20 protein-coding genes are annotated in these 18,593 nt (G+C 40.1%); 6 read left to right on the top strand and 14 right to left on the bottom strand.

The features are described from left to right. Positions 1-545: 545 nt before the first annotated feature. From CVD28_RS14205 to CVD28_RS14195, 3 genes are read right to left on the bottom strand one after another with little or no spacing between them, the layout of a single operon-like run. Positions 546-1,217: a GNAT family acetyltransferase gene (locus CVD28_RS14205; protein ID WP_101593029.1), complete on the bottom strand. Its 672-nt coding sequence runs from the start codon at positions 1,215-1,217 to the stop codon at positions 546-548. A gap of 19 nt (positions 1,218-1,236) precedes the next feature. Next, the gene (locus CVD28_RS14200; protein WP_101593028.1) at positions 1,237-1,902 is read right to left on the bottom strand and encodes a GNAT family N-acetyltransferase; all 666 of its coding nucleotides are present in this window, start codon (positions 1,900-1,902) and stop codon (positions 1,237-1,239) included. 7 nt (positions 1,903-1,909) lie between these two features. Continuing rightward, positions 1,910-2,782 (bottom strand): carbon-nitrogen hydrolase family protein, encoded by an 873-nt coding sequence (locus tag CVD28_RS14195; RefSeq protein ID WP_101593027.1) that lies wholly within the window; start codon positions 2,780-2,782, stop codon positions 1,910-1,912. A gap of 221 nt (positions 2,783-3,003) precedes the next feature. Between CVD28_RS14195 and CVD28_RS14185 the strand changes: the two genes are divergently transcribed. Then, complete coding sequence (locus tag CVD28_RS14185; RefSeq protein ID WP_101593025.1) at positions 3,004-3,648, top strand: M15 family metallopeptidase; 645 nt, start codon at positions 3,004-3,006, stop codon at positions 3,646-3,648. Positions 3,649-3,912: 264 nt separating this feature from the next. Here CVD28_RS14185 and treR read toward each other — a convergent pair whose 3' ends face one another. The 6 genes from treR to CVD28_RS28140 all read right to left on the bottom strand — a co-directional run bounded on the left by treR (position 3,913) and on the right by CVD28_RS28140 (position 10,255). After that, complete coding sequence (gene treR / locus CVD28_RS14180; protein WP_101593024.1) at positions 3,913-4,629, bottom strand: trehalose operon repressor; 717 nt, start codon at positions 4,627-4,629, stop codon at positions 3,913-3,915. Positions 4,630-4,885: 256 nt separating this feature from the next. Next, complete coding sequence (gene treP / locus CVD28_RS14175) at positions 4,886-6,319, bottom strand: PTS system trehalose-specific EIIBC component (RefSeq protein ID WP_101593023.1); 1,434 nt, start codon at positions 6,317-6,319, stop codon at positions 4,886-4,888. Positions 6,320-6,587: 268 nt separating this feature from the next. Beyond that, a complete protein-coding gene (locus CVD28_RS14170; protein ID WP_101593022.1) occupies positions 6,588-6,950 on the bottom strand; it encodes a group I truncated hemoglobin in 363 nt (120 codons plus the stop codon). A 308-nt stretch (positions 6,951-7,258) separates the two neighbouring features. Beyond that, positions 7,259-8,974, bottom strand: a complete 1,716-nt coding sequence (locus tag CVD28_RS14165) for an ABC transporter ATP-binding protein (RefSeq protein WP_101593021.1) — start codon at positions 8,972-8,974, stop codon at positions 7,259-7,261. 183 nt (positions 8,975-9,157) lie between these two features. Next, positions 9,158-9,967, bottom strand: coding sequence for a YitT family protein (locus CVD28_RS14160; RefSeq protein WP_101593020.1), 810 nt, complete (start codon positions 9,965-9,967; stop codon positions 9,158-9,160). Between the two features lie 96 nt (positions 9,968-10,063). Next, positions 10,064-10,255, bottom strand: coding sequence for a hypothetical protein (locus CVD28_RS28140; protein ID WP_101593019.1), 192 nt, complete (start codon positions 10,253-10,255; stop codon positions 10,064-10,066). Between the two features lie 517 nt (positions 10,256-10,772). Here CVD28_RS28140 and CVD28_RS14150 point away from each other — a divergent pair. Together CVD28_RS14150 and CVD28_RS14145 are read left to right on the top strand one after the other, a co-directional pair. Further along, positions 10,773-11,738: a hypothetical protein gene (locus tag CVD28_RS14150; protein ID WP_101593018.1), complete on the top strand. Its 966-nt coding sequence runs from the start codon at positions 10,773-10,775 to the stop codon at positions 11,736-11,738. 98 nt (positions 11,739-11,836) lie between these two features. Then, a complete protein-coding gene (locus tag CVD28_RS14145) occupies positions 11,837-12,025 on the top strand; it encodes a hypothetical protein (RefSeq protein ID WP_101593017.1) in 189 nt (62 codons plus the stop codon). 64 nt (positions 12,026-12,089) lie between these two features. Here CVD28_RS14145 and CVD28_RS28135 read toward each other — a convergent pair whose 3' ends face one another. Next, positions 12,090-12,257 (bottom strand): hypothetical protein, encoded by a 168-nt coding sequence (locus CVD28_RS28135; RefSeq protein WP_180954171.1) that lies wholly within the window; start codon positions 12,255-12,257, stop codon positions 12,090-12,092. Between the two features lie 272 nt (positions 12,258-12,529). Continuing rightward, on the bottom strand, positions 12,530-12,955 hold the full coding sequence (locus CVD28_RS14140) for an OsmC family protein (RefSeq protein WP_180954170.1): 426 nt from the start codon (positions 12,953-12,955) through the stop codon (positions 12,530-12,532). A gap of 273 nt (positions 12,956-13,228) precedes the next feature. Between CVD28_RS14140 and CVD28_RS14135 the strand changes: the two genes are divergently transcribed. Next, positions 13,229-14,083: a VOC family protein gene (locus tag CVD28_RS14135; RefSeq protein WP_101593015.1), complete on the top strand. Its 855-nt coding sequence runs from the start codon at positions 13,229-13,231 to the stop codon at positions 14,081-14,083. Between the two features lie 75 nt (positions 14,084-14,158). Here the strand turns inward: CVD28_RS14135 and CVD28_RS14130 are convergent, their stop codons facing one another. From CVD28_RS14130 to CVD28_RS14120, 3 genes are all read right to left on the bottom strand, one after another. Continuing rightward, the gene (locus CVD28_RS14130) at positions 14,159-14,596 is read right to left on the bottom strand and encodes a peptidylprolyl isomerase (protein WP_101593014.1); all 438 of its coding nucleotides are present in this window, start codon (positions 14,594-14,596) and stop codon (positions 14,159-14,161) included. A 160-nt stretch (positions 14,597-14,756) separates the two neighbouring features. Further along, positions 14,757-15,923, bottom strand: a complete 1,167-nt coding sequence (locus tag CVD28_RS14125) for an ABC transporter permease (RefSeq protein WP_101593013.1) — start codon at positions 15,921-15,923, stop codon at positions 14,757-14,759. Next, positions 15,920-16,663, bottom strand: a complete 744-nt coding sequence (locus tag CVD28_RS14120; RefSeq protein WP_101593012.1) for an ABC transporter ATP-binding protein — start codon at positions 16,661-16,663, stop codon at positions 15,920-15,922. The genes CVD28_RS14125 and CVD28_RS14120 overlap by 4 nt, the downstream gene beginning before the upstream one ends. A 178-nt stretch (positions 16,664-16,841) precedes the next feature. Here CVD28_RS14120 and CVD28_RS14115 point away from each other — a divergent pair, with 178 nt between their 5' ends. Together CVD28_RS14115 and CVD28_RS14110 are read left to right on the top strand one after the other, a co-directional pair. Beyond that, on the top strand, positions 16,842-17,543 hold the full coding sequence (locus CVD28_RS14115) for a LytR/AlgR family response regulator transcription factor (protein ID WP_180954169.1): 702 nt from the start codon (positions 16,842-16,844) through the stop codon (positions 17,541-17,543). A gap of 12 nt (positions 17,544-17,555) precedes the next feature. After that, positions 17,556-18,506, top strand: coding sequence for a sensor histidine kinase (locus tag CVD28_RS14110; protein WP_101593011.1), 951 nt, complete (start codon positions 17,556-17,558; stop codon positions 18,504-18,506). The last annotated feature ends 87 nt before the right edge of the window (positions 18,507-18,593 follow it).

Here is an 18,593-nt window from a genome sequence, read left to right as displayed (position 1 = left end):
GAATTTGACTTGCTCACTTGCACATAGATGTGCCGGCATCGACGTTGCCACAGTACGTGGCGAACTTAATCGATGTTCCTTTGCATCCTTTAAAGTGTGTGCTCACTATTACTTGAAACGTTGGCGCTTTGTTTTGTTCAGTTTTCAAAGAGCAATTTCTCATCACCATTTCAGCGACATTTATTATCTTACCATAATAAAATTAGAATGTCAACTTCCGCGAATGATGTTTTTAATGTCTTTCTGATTAACTCCACTGTAAAGTTTTTCTCTCAGAAGCGACTTTATTATCTTACCATCATAATTTTAAGTTGTCAACTTCTGCGAAGAAGTTTTTTCTCCACTTAAATTACCAAGATTGCGTTGTTTTTCTAGCAACAAAATATATATTAGCAGAATAAAATCAAGATGTCATCTTCTACGAAAAGAACTTCATATGTTATTTAAAGTTCCTTCAATAATTGTTGGTGCATTTATCACCGGGAAAATTTAATACCCCCTGTCTAAACTCATCATTCATCCAAGGGGTTGTTGAAGCTTGTATATTATAATGGAAGAAGACGAATTGATGATTCTTGTTTCAAGTCTTCAATCATTTGCAGCCAGTTAATCGGTTTCTCCGGCAAAACTGCATAATAGGTTGTCAGGAAATCAACGACCAGACTGGCAGGTATTTCTGAAATGCTATCCTCGGATGGCATAAAGCAAAGATCCAGTCCCTCGACCGCTTCTCCATCATTTAACCAGGATGGATGTACATAAGGGAAATCCAGACGCTTGTAGCCAAGATGGGATAATACTTCGCGGCGTACAAAGGGATTCATCGCCTGTACCCCGCCAAAATCATGATTTTCCCCAGCATACGGGTTATAGATTTCAGCAAACATCCCAAACAGTTCTTTACCATTTGCTGCCGCAAGGGCGTTTAAGTCCTTCTGCCGATTTTGCGCCAGGAACCGCCCAAGGCTTAAACCAGGCTTGCCAATGATCGTAAAATCGGTCATGGCAATATTCCAAACCGGGTAGTAGCGGTATTCCGTTGCCCCGACAACTTCCCCCTCATGTACGGCTACAAAAACCCGAATTCCCGGATCTTCCAGAGGTTCCTTCCACAGGATGAATTCAAGCACTTCTTCTGGAGGAAAAACCTCCTTCATTAAGTTATGCATTTTAGGAAATAACTCGTCGTTTATGTTTGTTATCCTGATATATTCCATAGCTAAATTGCCTCCCCCTCTATTTAAATGGATTTTTCCATTCCATGAGCACCCCATAATTTCGCGATTCTTCATCTTCAAGATAATTTTCGACCACTTTTAATGGTGTACGTCCGCATTTTAATAAAAAAGTAATGACCGGATCCTTTATTTCTCCAGAAACCACTGCTTCTACATATCGATCGGGTGATAATTCATGCGAATGTTTATGGTACCCTGGCATTCTTCCGCCTCCAAGCAGCCGCACGAGCCCCAGCTCCACGACAACATGATACATAGCCTGAATCAGCAATTTACCCAGCCCCAAGCTTCGGTACTTTGGGAGGATGCTAATGTCGACAATGTAAAGTGTATCCCCCTCAGGACTATGATTCCGGATATAGCCCTTATCGGTTATTTCCTCCCAGCTGTGGTCAGCGCGTTTCGGATCGAAATCCACTATAAGACCTGTAAGCGATCCAGCGAGTTCACCTTCTGCTTCAATGCAAAGGGCACCTTCTGGAAAAAGTGAAACGTGATTATGTAATTGCTCCTTATTCCACCAAAGTTCTGATGGAAAAGGAGGCGGAAAACATTCGGATTGAATCGATATCAGCGCATCAAAGTCATCTTCTGTATAGTTTCGGACAATTACTGGAACTGGTTTGTTCTGGTCAAATACATAAAAATTGCTTTGATAAGCCATGTTATCGTCATCCTTCCATTTTATGTTCCCAATCCGGGTATAAATCAGTGCGCCGATCACGCCAGGTTGTTACAGACCCTTTCTCCCTTACTTCATATAGTAAGGAGAGATCCAGATCTGCTGTAATGATCATGTCACTGTTCAGTTCTCCTTCTGCCTGCAAACCTCCAGGCGGAAATGGAATATCATTTGGCGTAATGATTGCTGCCTGGCCGAAGTTTGCGCGCATAAAGTCAACTGTCGGCAGGGCACCAATTGTTCCTGTTAACACTACATACACCTGATTTTCTATTGCACGAGCATGGCTGGTGTAGCGTACACGATGGAAGCCATGGCGGTCATCCGTACAGGATGGACAAAAAATAACATCTGCACCTTTCGCTTTAGCCATCCTAACAATTTCGGGAAATTCTATGTCGTAGCAAGTCAAAATGGCTATGCGGCCTTTATCTGTATCGAAAACCCGCAGCCCGTCCCCTGCAGACATATTCCATTCATGGACCTCTGTTGGGGTGATATGCAACTTTGCCTGTTCTTCAATCCGGCCGTCCGGATAGAACAAATGGGCAACATTGTATAGTTTTCCTTCTCTTTGAACTACATGTGTACCGCCAATAATATGCATTTTCGTTTCTGCGGCAAACCGCGAGAAAAGCTCACGGTACTGTTCAGTAAAGCCAGGAAGCTCATTTATTGTAAGCCTTGTGCCCTGGTCGCTGCCAATTGAAAGCAGCTGTGTTGTAAAAAATTCAGGGAACAGCACAAAATCGGAACCATACTCCTGTGCTGTCTTAATATAGTGCTCACATTGAGCGGCAAACTCCTGAAAAGACTGAATTGTGTGAAGATGATACTGAACGGCAGAAACGCGTAATTTCATTGTACTCCCCCTATATCTTTCATAATATTTATATCGTAATTTTGATTCATATTATTTCAGCTAAGTATAAATATATATCAGAACTGTTACGGTTTGTAAAGCATTCAGAAAAAAAAATAATTTGCTTCATTATTCTATTCTGATTTTGAATAAAATTCAGGCGAATATAGGAAAAATATGTTAAAATAAGGATAAATTCCGGTTTGAAAGGAAAGTACATAATGAAAAAAGTAATATTATTAGCGGTTTCCTTCATATTACTTTTGCCTGCTATGAACGCTAAAGCCGTTGCCTATACTACATCCAAAGAAAAAAGCAACCTGGTTGATATTCGCAAACTGGATAAAACTATAGTAATTGATTTGCGCTACGCCACCAATAATAACTTTGCAAAAAAACAAATATACCCTTTGGCAATTCCGCTGTTGCGGAAGGAAACGGCTCAAAAATTGGTTATGGCTAACCGTGAGCTTTCAAAGAAAGGATACAGGATAAAAATATGGGATGCTTACCGGCCTTTTTCTGCCCAGCAAGTCCTTTGGAATGCTGCAGCACCTTCCCAAAAGCGCTTTGTGGCTAACCCGTTAAAAGGCTCCAACCACAATCGCGGAGCTTCAGTAGACATTACTCTTGCTGATAAAAACGGGAAAGAACTTAAGATGCCTACAGGCTTTGATAATTTTACAGCAGCTGCAGCTCCGGCATATAAAAAAATGGATCCAACTGCAAGGAAGAATTTAAATATCCTTGCTGCCGCCATGAAAAAACAAGGCTTCACCACAATTAGCAATGAGTGGTGGCATTTCGATGATTCAAACCGAAAAAAGTATCCAATTTTGAATGTGCCGTTAGATCAATTCAAATAAAAAGCGGAAGCGCCCTAGTTAAGAGGAAGAACGATGAATAAAGGCTGCTGCCATCCGTATAATCCGGAAGAGCAGCTTACGGTTGATAGACAAACAACGCAGACAGCTTTAAACATTCCACAATGATTCTTTGTTGCTGTTTATTGGCAGCAAGGGAACAAAGTCCATTCTGGATTTTCCCCTTTAAGCTTGGGGAAGTTCTTAAATATTTTCATGATAAAAATTAAAATCCCTTGGCTTATCATCAGCTAAGGGATCCCTTTTTTATATATGCGTTCTTCGGGCAAAGTCAACAAAACGAAATTTGTCAGGCCTGTGCCTTGATTCAGTATATTGAAACAGGCTGGCATCATCCAGGTAGACAAAATTCTTTATTACAACAACATTATGGAAGCCGTCCAGATCCAACAACTCACAATCCTCTTCTGAAGGCTGCTCGACAACAATTTCTTTTCTGGCAAAACTTATTTTCAATTGTAATTCATGCTCCAGATAATCATAAATGGAGTCCTCGCATATTTCTCTTGTTAGCTGTGGAACGTGCTTTTTATTTAGGAAATCCTTATCGAGAATAATTTTACTTCCACCGATTTCCCTTGTTCTGAGAATTTTCCACACATTATCCTTGGCAGATAATTGGAGCTGCTGCTTAATAAAGTTATCAGGCTTGATTAAAGAAAACTCGTTGACTTCTGTTTTAGGCTTGTTTCCCATTTTCTCCGCCAGTTCTTTAAAACTTACTAAACCGGACACGGGAAAATCGAGTTTTCCGATGTCTATAACAATCGACCCTTTCCCTCTTACTTTTTGAATATATCCCTTCTGTGAAAGCATATTCAGTGCCTTACGAATCGTTTCTCTTGATGTGCTGTAACGATCCTTTAATTCATGCTCCGAAGGCAGGAGCGAGTTCGGCGACAATTCACCGCTCTCAATCTGTGCGGCGATTTCGCCAAAGATTGTTAGATACTTGTTCGTCATAAAGAATCCCCAATCTATTAATTAGAATGCTGCAAATTCCCATTACCTGAGATTGCAGGTCTGTTTTATATTACCAAGTATACCAATAATGAGGAGAATTGATGGCTGTAATTAGCAGAGTTCTTGAAAAACTGTCTTGACTGCTGTTATGAAGTAACATTAAAAGCCCTATTTTAGTATTTTTTCATACTTTGTTTTTTGAACAAAAAGAGGAGAAGAAACAGCTGCCGCTACCCTTCTCCTCTCTTATCTAAAATTAAGCGGCCTTTTTGTTAAAAGAAACTTTGGACATTTTTGTTTTAGAGAATACGATTGTCAAAATGAATGGGATGACAATTGCAACAACCATAGCTACAGCAAACATTGAAATGTGCTTAGGCTGGATGGATAGAATTCCAGGCAGACCGCCGACACCGATGGAGTTAGCCATTACACTGCTGCCGACTGATACAACTGCAGCAACTAATGAACCGATCATTGCCGCAAGGAATGGGAATCCGTATTTCAAGTTAATACCAAACATAGCCGGTTCTGTTACTCCCAGGTAACAAGAAATAGCTGCCGGGATTGATACTTGTTTCTCTTCTTCGTTCTTTCTGTTGATAAAAATCATTGCCAGAACAGCGGAGCCTTGTGCAATATTTGATAAAGCAATCATTGGCCAAAGGTTGGTACCGCCAAGTTCACTCATTAACTGAAGATCAATTGCATTTGTCATATGGTGCAGACCTGTGATAACAAGCGGTGCATACGCAAATCCAAAGATAGCAGCAAATAGCCAGCCGAAAGATGAAGTTAAACCTGAATAAACAACATCGGAAATGAATGAACCAATGCTCCAGCCGATAGGTCCAAGAACCGTATGGGCGATAAGAACTGTTGGAAGCAAGGCGAAAAACGGTACTACGATCATAGAAATAGAGTTCGGAACGATATCACGCAATTTACGCTCAAGCATAGCTAATACTAGACCTGCAAGAATGGCAGGGATAACCTGGGCTTGGTAGCCGATCATTTCAATTTGGGCAAAGCCGAAATCCCAGACCGGAATATCCTTCGCTCCAGCCACTCCATAAGCATTAAGCAATTGTGGAGATACAAGGGTTATACCAAGTACGATACCAAGTATTTGGGATGTTCCCATTTTCTTCGTAATAGCCCATGTGATTCCGACAGGAAGGAAGTGGAACACAGCTTCACCAATCAGCCATAAGAAACCATGAACCCCCGCCCAGAACTGGGACACTTCTGTCAATGACTTTGTGCCGTTCTCAAGCAGTTTAATATCACCAATGATATTTCTGAATCCAAGGATAAGACCTCCGACAACTAGGGCAGGTATTAATGGAGTGAAAATATCAGCCAAATGAGCAATCATTCGCTGCAGGAAGTTCATATTCTGCTTTGCAGCGACTTTGGCTTCTTCTTTTGAAGTGCCATCTATGTCGGCATATTTAGTAAATTCGTTATAAAAAGATGATACCTCATTTCCAATGATGACCTGAAATTGGCCCGCTTGTGTAAAAGTGCCTTTCACTAGCTTAATAGACTCAATCTTTTCAACATTAGCCTGAGCTGGATTTTTCAATACAAAACGCATTCTTGTTGCACAATGAGTAACTGCTGCGACATTGTCTTTACCGCCGATGTATTCCAGTAATTCTTTCGCAGGGTCTGTATATTTCCCCATTTGTCTTCCCCCTATAAAATTGGAGCGCTTCCAATTTACCTTTTCATTTTAATTCTTATTTATACAGACGGTGGTTCCGCTTACATTTCCCGCCATGTATATACAAGTTATTGTTTACGCTTTCATTCTACCCTGTATATACATGTTTTGTCAACATATAAAATAACAATTTAACTTTGGTATATTTCTCCTTCAATTTTCCTGAAAAACGAGGCTTAAAATTCTAAAAAAAAAGAGGGCCATAATATGGTCCCTTCAGTGGTTTATTTTATTTATAGATAATATCGTCCCTTAATGATGCGACCTTTGTTAGCGCCTGATCGATATCGGGCTCACTTACTCCAAAATGGGCAAGCGCATCGTGCAGATGTTTAGCAATTGCGTTAAAATGTTCCGGCTGCAGATTCATTCCTTCATGAGCCTTAGCCATTGATTTACCCGAATACTGATTTGGACCTCCAAGAGCAAAGCTGATAAATTTCGACTGGTGGCGGATTTGCTTTTCCATATCAGTATCTTTAAAAAATTGATTAACCGTTTCATCTTTTAATACTAATTCATGATAAAAATAATCAACGACCTTTGCAATCGCTTCTTCTCCGCCAAGTTTACCGTAAAGTTTTTGTTCCATTGCTGTCACTCCTATATTCAATTTGTTTCTCTATTTTCCATATTTTGTCACTTGATAAAGTTTGTCGTCCGTCAGCAAGTGATGATTCAGCTTCAAAAAATAGTCTATTTTGGGCTATTATGAAGACCTTCCTCTTTCAGCTAATCAGCAAAGAGAATTCCTTTTGCAACCATGTTTCTTATACTCTATGCATGCTGACTTCCAAAACGTCTTCCTCCCCTTGATTGTTCTGCCATTATAGTCATTATGGCTCTCTGGGGGAAAGATATTCATTCTGGTAAAAACGTATATTCTTGATCAAAATGATGTTACCTTTGAAACTGCACCTGGTGCAGGCCGGCAAAGATCCCACCTTTTTCTAGCAGTTCTTCATGGCGCCCCTGTTCTGCAATCCCATCCTCTGTTACTACAACTATTTTATCAGCATTTCTGATGGTCGCCAGCCGATGGGCAATCACTAGGGTTGTCCTATTCTTGGCTAGTTCAGCAAGTGCGTTTTGGATGATGCTTTCCGTTTCAGTATCTAGCGCTGAAGTGGCTTCATCCAAAATAAGGATTGGCGGGTTTTTAAGGAACATCCGCGCTATAGCGATACGCTGTTTCTGACCGCCTGACAGTTTCAAACCGCGTTCTCCAATTTGGGTGTCATAACCTTCAGGGAGCGAATCAATAAATTGCTCCAAATGAGCGTTTCGGGCAGCCGCTTCGATTTCTTTCTGGCTAGCATTCAGCATCCCATAAGCAATATTTTCTCGGAGAGTGCCTGTAAAAAGAAACACATCCTGCTGAACAATCCCAATTTGTGACCTTAATGATTCTTTTGTCATGTCACGGATATCGATTCCATCAATTGAAATGCTCCCGCCATCAACATCATAAAAACGGGGAATAAGCGAGCAAATCGTTGTTTTCCCTGCCCCGGATGGGCCTGCGAAAGCAACGGTTTCACCAGCCTTGATTGTTAAATCTATATTTTTCAGGACGGTATTTTTATGATCATAGCTAAAAGTAACATCAGCGAATTCTATATTTCCCTTTAATGCTTGAACTTCAATTGCATCCTTCGCATCCTGCACATCAGGTTCTTTATCGATCAGTTCAGTAAACCGCTTAAACCCAGCCATTCCCTTCGGATATAACTCCATTAAGGCACTGATTTTATCGACCGGTTTAAATAAAATATTGACGTAAAGCACGAAGCCGACAAGTTCCCCATAGGACAATCTATTGGTGTAGCTGAGCCAGGCGCCAACAACAAGTACAAGCAGCGTCATAAGCCTTGTCATCATATAGATACCCGATGAGCTGAATGACATAATTTTATAGGCAGCGAGCTTCGCTAACCGGAATTTTTGATTATTTACGTTAAACCTGCCTATTTCGTATTTTTCATTTGTGAAAGATTGGACAACACGAATTCCTGAGACGCTGTCCTCAACCCGAGAGTTAACGTCGGCAATCTCACTGTACATCTGTTTCCAGGCTTTATTCATTTTCAGATTTCCAATCACGATCAGCAGTATAAGAAACGGCAAAACCAATACTGTTATAAAAGCCAGCTGCACATTGATCGTTAACATGATCCAAAAAGCACCAATAAACGTCATAAAAGCAATGAATAAATCTTCCGGGCCGTGATGTGCGAGCTCTCCAATATCAAATAAATCATTCGTAATCCGGCTCATAATATGGCCGGTCTTTGTGTTATCGAAAAAGGTGAAAGACTGCTTTTGAACATGATTAAACAGCTGCCGGCGCATATCTGTTTCGATATTGATTCCAAGCATATGGCCCCAATAATTAACGATATAATGCAGCAAAGTGCTAACGCAGTACAATAATAAAAGCCCTATGCTTACAGAAACGATTGCCGGCCAATTTTGCCCCGGTAGCAAGGAGTCTATGAACCACTGAACGGCAAGCGGAAACGCCAATTCGAGCAGGGCAACAACCACTGCACTGCTAAAATCCAGGATAAACAATTTCTTATGCGGTATGTAATAGTTAAAAAAACGGCGAATCATTCTTCTTGCTCCTCTTTTTTTTGAATAATAGGATTATATGATGCGGCATACACCGCCGCAAGAAAAAAGCATTCCATATATAGGAAAACCAGCTGTCTTCACAGCTGGCCATTTGCTTTATCAATATTTTCAGTTTATAACTTAAGCTGGTCAGGGAGATAACCCAATCTCAAATGTCGCTGTTTAAGTTCTGTGAAAAGATCCAATTACCTCGGTCGTTTCAGTAATGTTTACAAACGCGTTCTGATCAATTTCGGAAATAATCTGCCTAACATCGTTCAATTGATAGCTCGTAATTACGGTCATGAGGATTTTGCGCCCCTCACCTGAATAAGCACCCTGCCCGTCTATCATTGTAATGCCTCTATAAAGGTTGGCAAGCAGCTTTGCTTTCATTTCTTCCCCTTTGGCTGTAACAATCATAAGCGTCAATTTTATATGCTTTGTATGGATGGTATCGATTACTTTACCTGTTGCATAAATCGCGAGCAAGGTATTTAATGCTGCATCCCAGTTAAAAACAAAGCCTGAAACGATAACGACTACAGCATTCATCGAGGATAAAAGAGCTCCCAATGGAAAATCCTTTTTCTTCGTCAATAGCATGGCAACAATATCAAAGCCTCCTGATGAACCGGAGACGCGAAATATCATTCCGATGCCAATTCCAGTCAAAACTCCGCCAAATAGCGAGGAAAGAATGGGTTCCGTTGAAATTGGGGCAACCGGTATGACATACAAACTTACAGAAAGTACTACTACTGAAAGAATAGTATAGCTAATAAACCGTTTCCCAAGATATAACACACCCAGGATCAGCAAAGGAAGGTTCAGCAAAAAATTTAAAATACCTGTGTTTACAGGCGTAATGATTCCAAGCATGATGGCAATCCCGCTTAAACCGCTGCTTAGAATTTTGTGCGGTATCAAAAATAGGTTATAGGCGACTCCGACGATGACGGAACCAATGATGACTGTAAGTATCCTATACATGGCTCTTCTCCTCTAATCTGCTAAAGAATCGTAAATCTTATTATAGTAAAGTTTCAGCTTAGAGAAAACTTGAAAGTTTATTCTAAATATTTGCCTTTAAATGGCGGACAATCCAAATAACAAACCAGCCTTCTTTATTCTATGTACAAAGAACCTCTTATTACTAGTCCCTGTTAAACTTGGCTGTTGATTTCCGCTCTGGTCCCTCGCTTTCCGCTGGCGGTTCAGAAGCTCCTCGGCGCTTTGAGCCTCCAGGGTCTCCCCTGACCCGTTAATTCCGCAGGACATTGAATTGGCTTCCTTGAACTTACACCGCACGAAGGAAATGCGAAGCATTTTCGAGGAGTCTCGCACCTTCCGCTCTACAACATAGCTGCAAAATCAACAATGTGCTTTAATATAGCCTATTATTAAAAATCACCCCCGGCACAAAAAAGCCAGAGGTGTCAGGAAGAAGATTTGAGTTGCGGACTCCATATATCTTATGTAATGAATGGACATGTGTATAAACTCTTGTCCATAGGAGCCGAATTCTTAAGTAAAACAGGCTTGTGTTACCCCTTATTTACTAATTGATTTTGAGTATTTCCTTTGCTTCTTTTAGCTGAATCCTATCAATTTGCTACGATTAGACTATGTATAAAAATGTAAAAAATGACCAAATTCTCATTCTTTTGCATAAACTGAGCCTTATAATGAATATATATAATTTTTAAAAAATTTTGTATTTTTTCTCGCGTTGCTTTTCAAAACAATAGCATATCAACCATGGGCAGCCCGCTAATATTAAATAGGGAGGTATACTATGGAAGCGAATGAAGTACACTCAGTGCATTTCAAAGAACAAAGATCATTTTTCCAGTGGATAAGTTTTTTTATCCCATATTTTTATACGATAGGGATCATTTTAATTGTCGGGTGGATGATCACCTCGTCATCCATATTGGGCTATCAAACATTAAAGACGAATCCGGAAGCATTTCTTTTCCAGAATTCCGTTCCAGGACAATCAACAAATAGTAAATATCCGTCATCATCTGGAGCTTACAATAATAACATGAAGAATACGGTTACTGTCTCAGCAGCCCAAGATACATGGCTGAATATTGTAGTTAAGCCTTTTATTGAACCCCAATTTAACAAAATCATCTTGCGAGGGTTATTTTTACTGTTGGTGTGGATGCTGTTATTCCTTGTGATTCCTGTCGCTTTCGCACGTTTAAAAAAGTTTAAATTATTTAATTTGGAATTTGAGGTCGAAGATAAAGAACTTGCAGTCATTCAGACTGTTGAAATTTCCGGCGGAAAGGCAAAATTGATGGCCTATTTAACAAGTGACCATGCGGCGGGAAAAATACTTGATTTTTTAACTGCAGATTCCTCAATTATGTATCAAGAGGCATTGGAGTATTTTTTAAAGGAAATCCAAGTCGGCTATTTTTGCCACTTTAATTCCTCCTTCTCCTTTTCTATTGATATAGGCACTTTTCCAGAAAATCTTATTGATTTAGTGGAAGAATCAAAGGAATGCGGGGAAGCAGTAACTAAAAACAAAGTTGACAATGATCTCATTTTCAAGAAAAACTATCTTGTCTATCACTTTAGCTTTAATGGAATAGAATTTGTTACTGTGCTTAGCAGCTACTCATATCAATTTGACATATTTGATAAATACCTAATTGGATTGCTGCATAATGTATTAAATAAAAATGTAGAGAATATTGAATATATGGTTGCACTGACCTCTCCAACCAATGTGGAAACCGGTTGAATCTTTAAATTCCCCAAGGTAGTTCCCGCGATTTCGGATTCTAGAGGTCTTTCAAATATGGAGAGTCTTCGGCTCAGAAACGAAAAAGGAGTGAAGGAATGTCAGCAAAGATTAAGACTCCCATACTTAATAAAGCTGTTAAAGAACGGGCAGCAAAGAAATTAAGACAAGGAAATGCTTCAAAAGGTTTTTACTCCCAGAAGCCAGCAGTAACCGGAAGTATTGTACAACCCATTCAAGTGAGCAAGAATGATCCAATAGTCAGGAAAATGCTTGGCTTGGTATGACAAAACGAGTTCTAATAAATTTTTAGCCAGCGAAAAATCCAGCAAACGATTCCCCTACAGCGGATTATAATTGGTTCTTCAAAGATTTTGCATGCTTTTTTGCCATTTGCTGCATAATCATTGAACTTCCAACAAGGTCGGCTGGTTGTTTAACAGCCAGGTCCCTTAGGTTAACATCGCTTAATTCTTTAAACCTCTCTCCCTTTAGATATTTCCTGTAGAGCTCAATCATCCTCAATTTATTCACCCTTTCATTAACAGGGTTTCTGTTTTGGCAACAGATCTGATATTAATTTATGAAATGGACAGATTTACGGTGCGAAATTGTGGTATCCTGCGCTTATTTGCGCAGATGAAATAAGCGCAGGCGAGCATGTCTATGATAAAAATCTTCCCCAAAAATGTGTCCTTAACGCCTGCTTTTAATATAAATATTTTTGGGGAGTAAATACTGTAGACAAAATGTGTAAAGTAATTAGAGAACCTTATTTATATGGTTTAGATTTATTTAATTTGTTTTGACTCCTCGCCATTAATCGAATAACTGAAGGTAAATGCGGCATTTACTGAATTGGAAACAGAACAATACGTATCTCTTGAAAGTTTAATTGCCCTAACAACCTTATCCTCAGGCAGCTCCCCCTTAAGGACGTAATGAATATGTATGCCGGTAAAACGTTTTGGATGCTCCTCTGCGCGTGAAGCGTCTATTTCCATCGAAAAATGGGTTGGGTTTAAGCGCATCTTTGTCAAAATCATTATAATATCAATTCCTGTACAGCCTGCAATGGCATTTAATAACAATTCTGTAGGTCTTGGACCGCTATTTTGCCCTCCCACTTCCGGTGCCGCGTCCATTTGAATAGAATGTCCAGATGGTGTAGTGCCTGAGAATGCCATTTGGTTTTGCCAGGTTATTGTTGTTTTCAAATCCTTCATTCCCTTCTTAAAAATCGCAATCGCAAGTACTGCTTTGCGGTTTAATTCTGTACTAATGCTAATGCTAATAATATAAACTTTGCCGCCTCTGTTTATTATAGTTTTTATTAGAAAATCTGTTAACTATATCGCTTGACACTCGTTATTTATAAAAATTATAATTCACTTACATAAAGTAACCTAGTTATTTTTTCAAACAAATTGTTCTGCTTATTTCCATATAAGAATGATGAATAAAGGCATACTGCCCAGGAGGAAATATTTATGAAATTTCAAAGCTACCCCCATACCTTTGTCAGCCACACGAGCTTGAATGTGGCGGATATTCAGCGATCCCTGACTTTTTATAAAGAGGTAATAGGATTTGCGGTTTTGTATGAATCGGCCCAAAAAGCTGTTTTAACGGCGGATGGAAAAACTCCTCTTCTGACGATTGAACAGAAGGGAAATGTCTTGCCAAAGCAGCAGCGGACTACAGGTTTATACCATTTTGCACTATTGCTGCCAACCCGTTCTGCTTTAGGAGAAGCTCTTAACCATTTCCTTCAAATCGGATATCCGCTGCAGGGTGCATCAGACCACCTGGTAAGTGAAGCATTATATTTGGGAGATCCAGATGGCAATGGGATTGAAATCTATTCAGACCGGCCCTCAAATACATGGAATTGGGAAAACGGCCAGGTAACGATGACTACTGAGCGCCTCGATGCCGAGAACCTTCTTGCAGAGGCACAGGGTAAAAAGTGGGAAGGACTTCCGAAAGAAACCGTTATGGGACATATTCATCTGCATGTTTCCGAGCTTAAAAAGACGGAAGAATTTTATTGTCAGGGTCTTGGTTTCGAGGTTGTAACCCGTTATGGCAGCCAGGCACTTTTCATCTCTACCGGCCGCTACCATCACCATATTGGCTTGAATACTTGGAATGGTGTCGGCGCGCCTGCCCCTGCTGAAAACAGTGTTGGATTGAAATGGTTTTCCTTAGTGCTTCCGGACGAAGCAAAAAGAAATGAGGTCATTATGCAGCTGAGGAATATTGGAGCAAGCGTAGAAGAAGAAAACGGTATTTATATTACTAAAGATCCATCAGGAAATACGATTCATTTAAGGATTAATTAGGATCAATTCCCCTTCCGGAATACAAAACAAAAACAGACCGCATGCTGGATGGGGTCTGTTTGTTTAATTGGCTTATTAAGCGTCAAATACTTCCACTTTTTCCATAACATCGCCGTTTTTCATGCTGCGTGCTGTTTCAAGGCCGGAAGTCACTTTTCCAAATACAGTATGAACGCCATTTAAATGAGGCTGCGGCTCGTGAACGATGAAGAATTGGCTGCCCCCTGTATCTTTACCTGCATGAGCCATAGATAAAGAACCTGCTTCATGCTTATGCGGATTGCCCTCTGTTTCACATTTAATAGAATAGCCAGGGCCGCCTGCGCCTGTTCCGGTTGGGTCTCCCCCTTGGCTCACAAATCCAGGAATAACGCGGTGGAAAGAAACTCCATTATAGAAGCCCTCGTTAGCCAATTTTTCAAAGTTAGCTACTGTGCCAGGAGCTTCATTTGGAAAAAGATCAAATTCGATTTTTTCTCCGTTTTGCATTAATATGTATCCTTTTTTAGCCATTAAAACCATCTCCTTTTGATAAAAAAGCTCAATCCCTATCTTAGCATTTTTTCTACCCGAAAGGAAAGCAAGATCCCTTATTGCGAGTTCCTGCTCTCTTTTTGCCGATCCTTGATTAGTTTATCTACGCAGCATTTAGTAAATCTGGTTGAGTATTAGTTTATGATTTGCCGAGCACCCAGCGGCTTTTTGTAAACATCAGATAAGCGATATAAAAGAATATCCCTATGAATACTGCCGAGCTTCCTGCAACCAGAAGTAAACTGGTTGTATCATACACGCCGTAAACTAATTGTTTTATTAGTACATAAACGTTAAAGATCGGAATTAAGAAATGCTTTGGCGTAAGCTCATTTACAGAAGTGCCAATCAACAGGAAGTAAGGAATCATGGCTAACGTATATAAAGGAGAAATATAGTTTTGCGCTTCCTTCATTGTGTTGGCCATTAAACTTAAAATAGCAAACAAACAGGAAGACAAGAGCGCAAAACCGATGATTCCAACCAGCATGCTTAAGGCGAAGAATCCAATATGGTCTGTGATATTTAAAGCATCTACCAAATTCTTTGTGAAGTATTGAACCGTAACGATAAAAGTAATGACTGAAAAAGCACCGCTTATAACTCCAATTGCTGCAATGGTTAACCATTTTCCAATGATAATGTCCAGCCTCCTTGCAGGGGTCATAAGCAAAGCTTCCATTGTTTTACGTTCCTTTTCCCCGGCAAATAAATCATTTGCAGACGGCATGGCACCCATCAGTACTCCCAGTACGATCACAAGCTGGGCAAAGATCGATACAATATAAAGAGACATGTCCTCATCGCCAGTCAAGCTTTTTTCCCGGACTGTAAATGGATTAAATGCGGAATTATTCAGGTTCATTTCCTGCAGACGGGCAGCAACAATTTGTTCACGGGCGCCGGATAGGACTCTGGTGACATACTCGCTTGCTGATGATGAATCCACACTTGCAGAATCGGAATGAATCGTCACGGCCGGCGTCTTCATATTTTCAACCTTTTTAATGAAATCCTGATCAATTACTACAGCTACTGAAGCGCTGCCTTCATTTACTTTTGCAACCGGATCACTGGCCTTAATAACGCTGGCACGTTTATCCTGTTCAATCCAGCTGACGACCTCTTTATCTGCTGTATTATTCACGGCTATTTGCATTTTTTCGTCGCCCTTTGGCATAAAGTAGGAATCGGCAAACAAGAGAATTCCTACATTGAACAGAATAGGCAGTAAAACACTTAATAAAATAGTTTTTCGATCTCGAAGCGAGTCTTTCATTTCTTTTAAAAAGATATGCAATATCATGCCGTTTCCCCCCTGACAATCCGCGACATAAAGATATAATTCAAGTCACGGCTTTCTTCTTCCTTATAAAGCTGCTCATTAGAACCTTGATAAATCATTCTTCCTTTATGAATCATAATAATTGATTGGCAAAGCTGGGAAACCTCTTCCATAATATGGCTGGAAAAGACAATGGTTTTACCTTCCTTGCTAAGACTAAGGACAAGCTCACGGAACATATTAGCTGCCGTTATATCAAGTCCAGTGGTTGGTTCATCGAAGAAAATGATATCCGGGTTATGCATGATCGTCCGGGCGATGGTGACTTTTTGCCTCATTCCTTTTGAAAACCCTCCCACCCTGCGGTCAAGGTAATCCTTCATTCCAAAACGCTTCGCCAGCATATCAATTCTTGCATGGGTTTCAGGCTTGCTCATTCCATAAAACTTCGCAAAATACTCCAGGTTTTCTCTCGCTGTGAGCCTGTCGTACAGTCCAGTTTCGCTCCCAAATAAAACCCCCATTTTCGGTTTAATCTTCATTGGGTCTTTATAGATATTTGTTCCGTTAATAAATATTTCGCCCTTTGTCGGTTCCAGAATTGCTGACATCATCCGAAGCAGCGTTGTCTTGCCTGCTCCATTTTCCCCCAGGAGCCCAACAATCTCTCCTTTCCGAATTGTAATGGAAACATCCTGAACTGCATTTATGATTTGTTTTTTTTCTTTGAACTGCTTGGAGACATTTTTAATTTCAATCATCTTATATCCCGCCTTTTAAATTCGATGGTATCCCGTATTCATGACAACATCGTAACCCTTATTCATGCTTTTGACTGCGATTATGTTGTGAATAGTCGTTTTAATGTCGTAAAACGTCCGTTTACCACTCCAAAACATGGTAAAATGATTTCAACTAAGTGTGAAGTAGGTTTGAAAAATGATTAAAGTCGGCCTTGTCGATGATGAAAAATATGATCTTGAAAAATTGATAGTAACGCTTGCCCAAGTCCCGGATATAGAAATCATATTTTCCGTGAACAGCTCGGAGGAAGCATATGAATTAATAAAAAAGGCTGAAATCGATTTACTTATTACAGATATTGAAATGCCAGCCCTCTCCGGGTATGAGCTGGCCGATTTCATTAGCACCTATGCACTAGATATTAAGGTTATTTTTGTGACGGCTCATAGCGGTTTTGCGGTTCATGCATTTGATTTGGAAGTCCTCGATTATATCATGAAGCCTTACTCAAAGGACCGGTTATTAAAGGGAGTAGCCCGTTACCGGGAAAAAACGGAGGCAAAAGAGGCGCATGGAAAACTCATTCTCAAGCAAAAGACAGAAATGCAAATTATTGATAAAAAGGATATCATCTTTCTTGAACGTACAGGCAGATCTACGACTATTGTTACGGTAGATGGAGAATATGCCACCTATCAGTCTCTTAGTGAGCTGGAGCCGGAATTTCCATTCAGGTTTTTTCTTAGATCACACAGGGCGTTCATTGTAAATATTCATTACATTAAAAATTTCTCGCTCTATACCAAACATTCTTATTCTATATCGTTCCAGCACACTGCAAAAACAGCACTCATTACGAAATCAAATCTCGACATACTTCAAAAAGATTATTTTTAAAGGGGATTATTTGTGAAAGTACTTATCCTGGCCTTCCATTGCCTGCTTGCCGCGGCGGCCGTATTGAAAGGATTGCCTGCTCTTCTCGCTGCGGCCATAATAATAATTATGCTTGCGTCCAGCGCCTATTTATATAAAAGATTGCCTGGAGTGCCGAATGACAGCTTTTCTATTTTGATCCTATCCTTGCTTTCCATCGGATATTTACTATCCAGGCCTGTTTCTATAATCACCCTCTTTCTTATCTGCCTTTTGGTGTTTGAGTTTCAGCTGGCGAAGAGAAGCAAAGACAATAAACTAGTTCAGGCTGAATTGGAAACATTGAAACGGGAAATGAGCAAGGAAAACGAATTATTTTATCAAATACGCGCACAGCGCCATGATTTTATTAAGCATGCTAATACAATCCATTATTTGCTCGAGTCTGATCAGCCGGAAAAGGCAAGAAAGTATCTGGAAGAGTATTTGGGTGAGCTTGGGGAAATAACCGCAAGCATTAAAGGAGAAGAAGCACATATAGCTGCCATGCTCCACCAGATTGCGAAACAGGCATCCATGAGTAAAATAAAAGTAACTTTACATACAGAAGTCCCCCTTTCTTCCCTGCCTTTGCCAGATGTATCACAAATAAACCTGCTCCTGAATTTGCTTGACAACAGCCTTGAAGCAGCATGTCAATCTTTGGATAAAAACCTGAGAATATCCTCATCGATACATAGCGGAATCTACGTTCTTGAGGTAGTGAATTCCACTGCAAAGCTTACACTGGGGCAGCAAGAAGCGTTGTTCCGAGAATATGGGCTGACCAATAAAGGCGGTAATCACGAAGGGTTGGGGACTTGGATTGTAAAGGAGATTGTTGAAAAGCACAGCGGCCGTCTGGAATATAAATACGAAAACTCTTGTGTATCAATCAAAATGAAATTCCCGGTAATTAAAGGGGCAAAAGCAGCAAGTATTTAAAACAGTCTGCATATGCAGAGTAATAAATTAATGAGGCATTAATAAGCGTGTTTCATTAATTATATATGGCTCAATTTTTTGTTTGCA

This window comes from Bacillus sp. M6-12 (genome assembly GCF_002860285.1).
In the GTDB taxonomy this organism is placed as follows: Bacteria; Bacillota; Bacilli; order Bacillales; family DSM-1321; genus Peribacillus.
Note: the sequence above shows the minus strand (reverse complement) of the source record. Positions and strands in the feature narration are given on the sequence as shown.

What these genes read in the sequence shown, in the direction of transcription:
- CVD28_RS14185 (WP_101593025.1), top strand. Translation starts at nt 3,004, where the DNA reads ATGAAAAAAGTAATATTATTAGCGGTTTCCTTCATATTACTTTTGCCT.
- CVD28_RS14165 (WP_101593021.1), bottom strand. Translation starts at nt 8,974, where the DNA reads ATGATTCGCCGTTTTTTTAACTATTACATACCGCATAAGAAATTGTTT.
- CVD28_RS14195 (WP_101593027.1), bottom strand. Translation starts at nt 2,782, where the DNA reads ATGAAATTACGCGTTTCTGCCGTTCAGTATCATCTTCACACAATTCAG.
- CVD28_RS14145 (WP_101593017.1), top strand. Translation starts at nt 11,837, where the DNA reads ATGTCAGCAAAGATTAAGACTCCCATACTTAATAAAGCTGTTAAAGAA.
- CVD28_RS14170 (WP_101593022.1), bottom strand. Translation starts at nt 6,950, where the DNA reads ATGGAACAAAAACTTTACGGTAAACTTGGCGGAGAAGAAGCGATTGCA.
- treR (WP_101593024.1), bottom strand. Translation starts at nt 4,629, where the DNA reads ATGACGAACAAGTATCTAACAATCTTTGGCGAAATCGCCGCACAGATT.
- CVD28_RS14205 (WP_101593029.1), bottom strand. Translation starts at nt 1,217, where the DNA reads ATGGAATATATCAGGATAACAAACATAAACGACGAGTTATTTCCTAAA.
- CVD28_RS14150 (WP_101593018.1), top strand. Translation starts at nt 10,773, where the DNA reads ATGGAAGCGAATGAAGTACACTCAGTGCATTTCAAAGAACAAAGATCA.
- CVD28_RS14130 (WP_101593014.1), bottom strand. Translation starts at nt 14,596, where the DNA reads ATGGCTAAAAAAGGATACATATTAATGCAAAACGGAGAAAAAATCGAA.
- CVD28_RS14160 (WP_101593020.1), bottom strand. Translation starts at nt 9,967, where the DNA reads ATGTATAGGATACTTACAGTCATCATTGGTTCCGTCATCGTCGGAGTC.
- treP (WP_101593023.1), bottom strand. Translation starts at nt 6,319, where the DNA reads ATGGGGAAATATACAGACCCTGCGAAAGAATTACTGGAATACATCGGC.
- CVD28_RS14120 (WP_101593012.1), bottom strand. Translation starts at nt 16,663, where the DNA reads ATGATTGAAATTAAAAATGTCTCCAAGCAGTTCAAAGAAAAAAAACAA.
- CVD28_RS14115 (WP_180954169.1), top strand. Translation starts at nt 16,842, where the DNA reads ATGATTAAAGTCGGCCTTGTCGATGATGAAAAATATGATCTTGAAAAA.
- CVD28_RS14200 (WP_101593028.1), bottom strand. Translation starts at nt 1,902, where the DNA reads ATGGCTTATCAAAGCAATTTTTATGTATTTGACCAGAACAAACCAGTT.
- CVD28_RS28135 (WP_180954171.1), bottom strand. Translation starts at nt 12,257, where the DNA reads ATGATTGAGCTCTACAGGAAATATCTAAAGGGAGAGAGGTTTAAAGAA.
- CVD28_RS14135 (WP_101593015.1), top strand. Translation starts at nt 13,229, where the DNA reads ATGAAATTTCAAAGCTACCCCCATACCTTTGTCAGCCACACGAGCTTG.
- CVD28_RS28140 (WP_101593019.1), bottom strand. Translation starts at nt 10,255, where the DNA reads ATGTCCTGCGGAATTAACGGGTCAGGGGAGACCCTGGAGGCTCAAAGC.
- CVD28_RS14125 (WP_101593013.1), bottom strand. Translation starts at nt 15,923, where the DNA reads ATGATATTGCATATCTTTTTAAAAGAAATGAAAGACTCGCTTCGAGAT.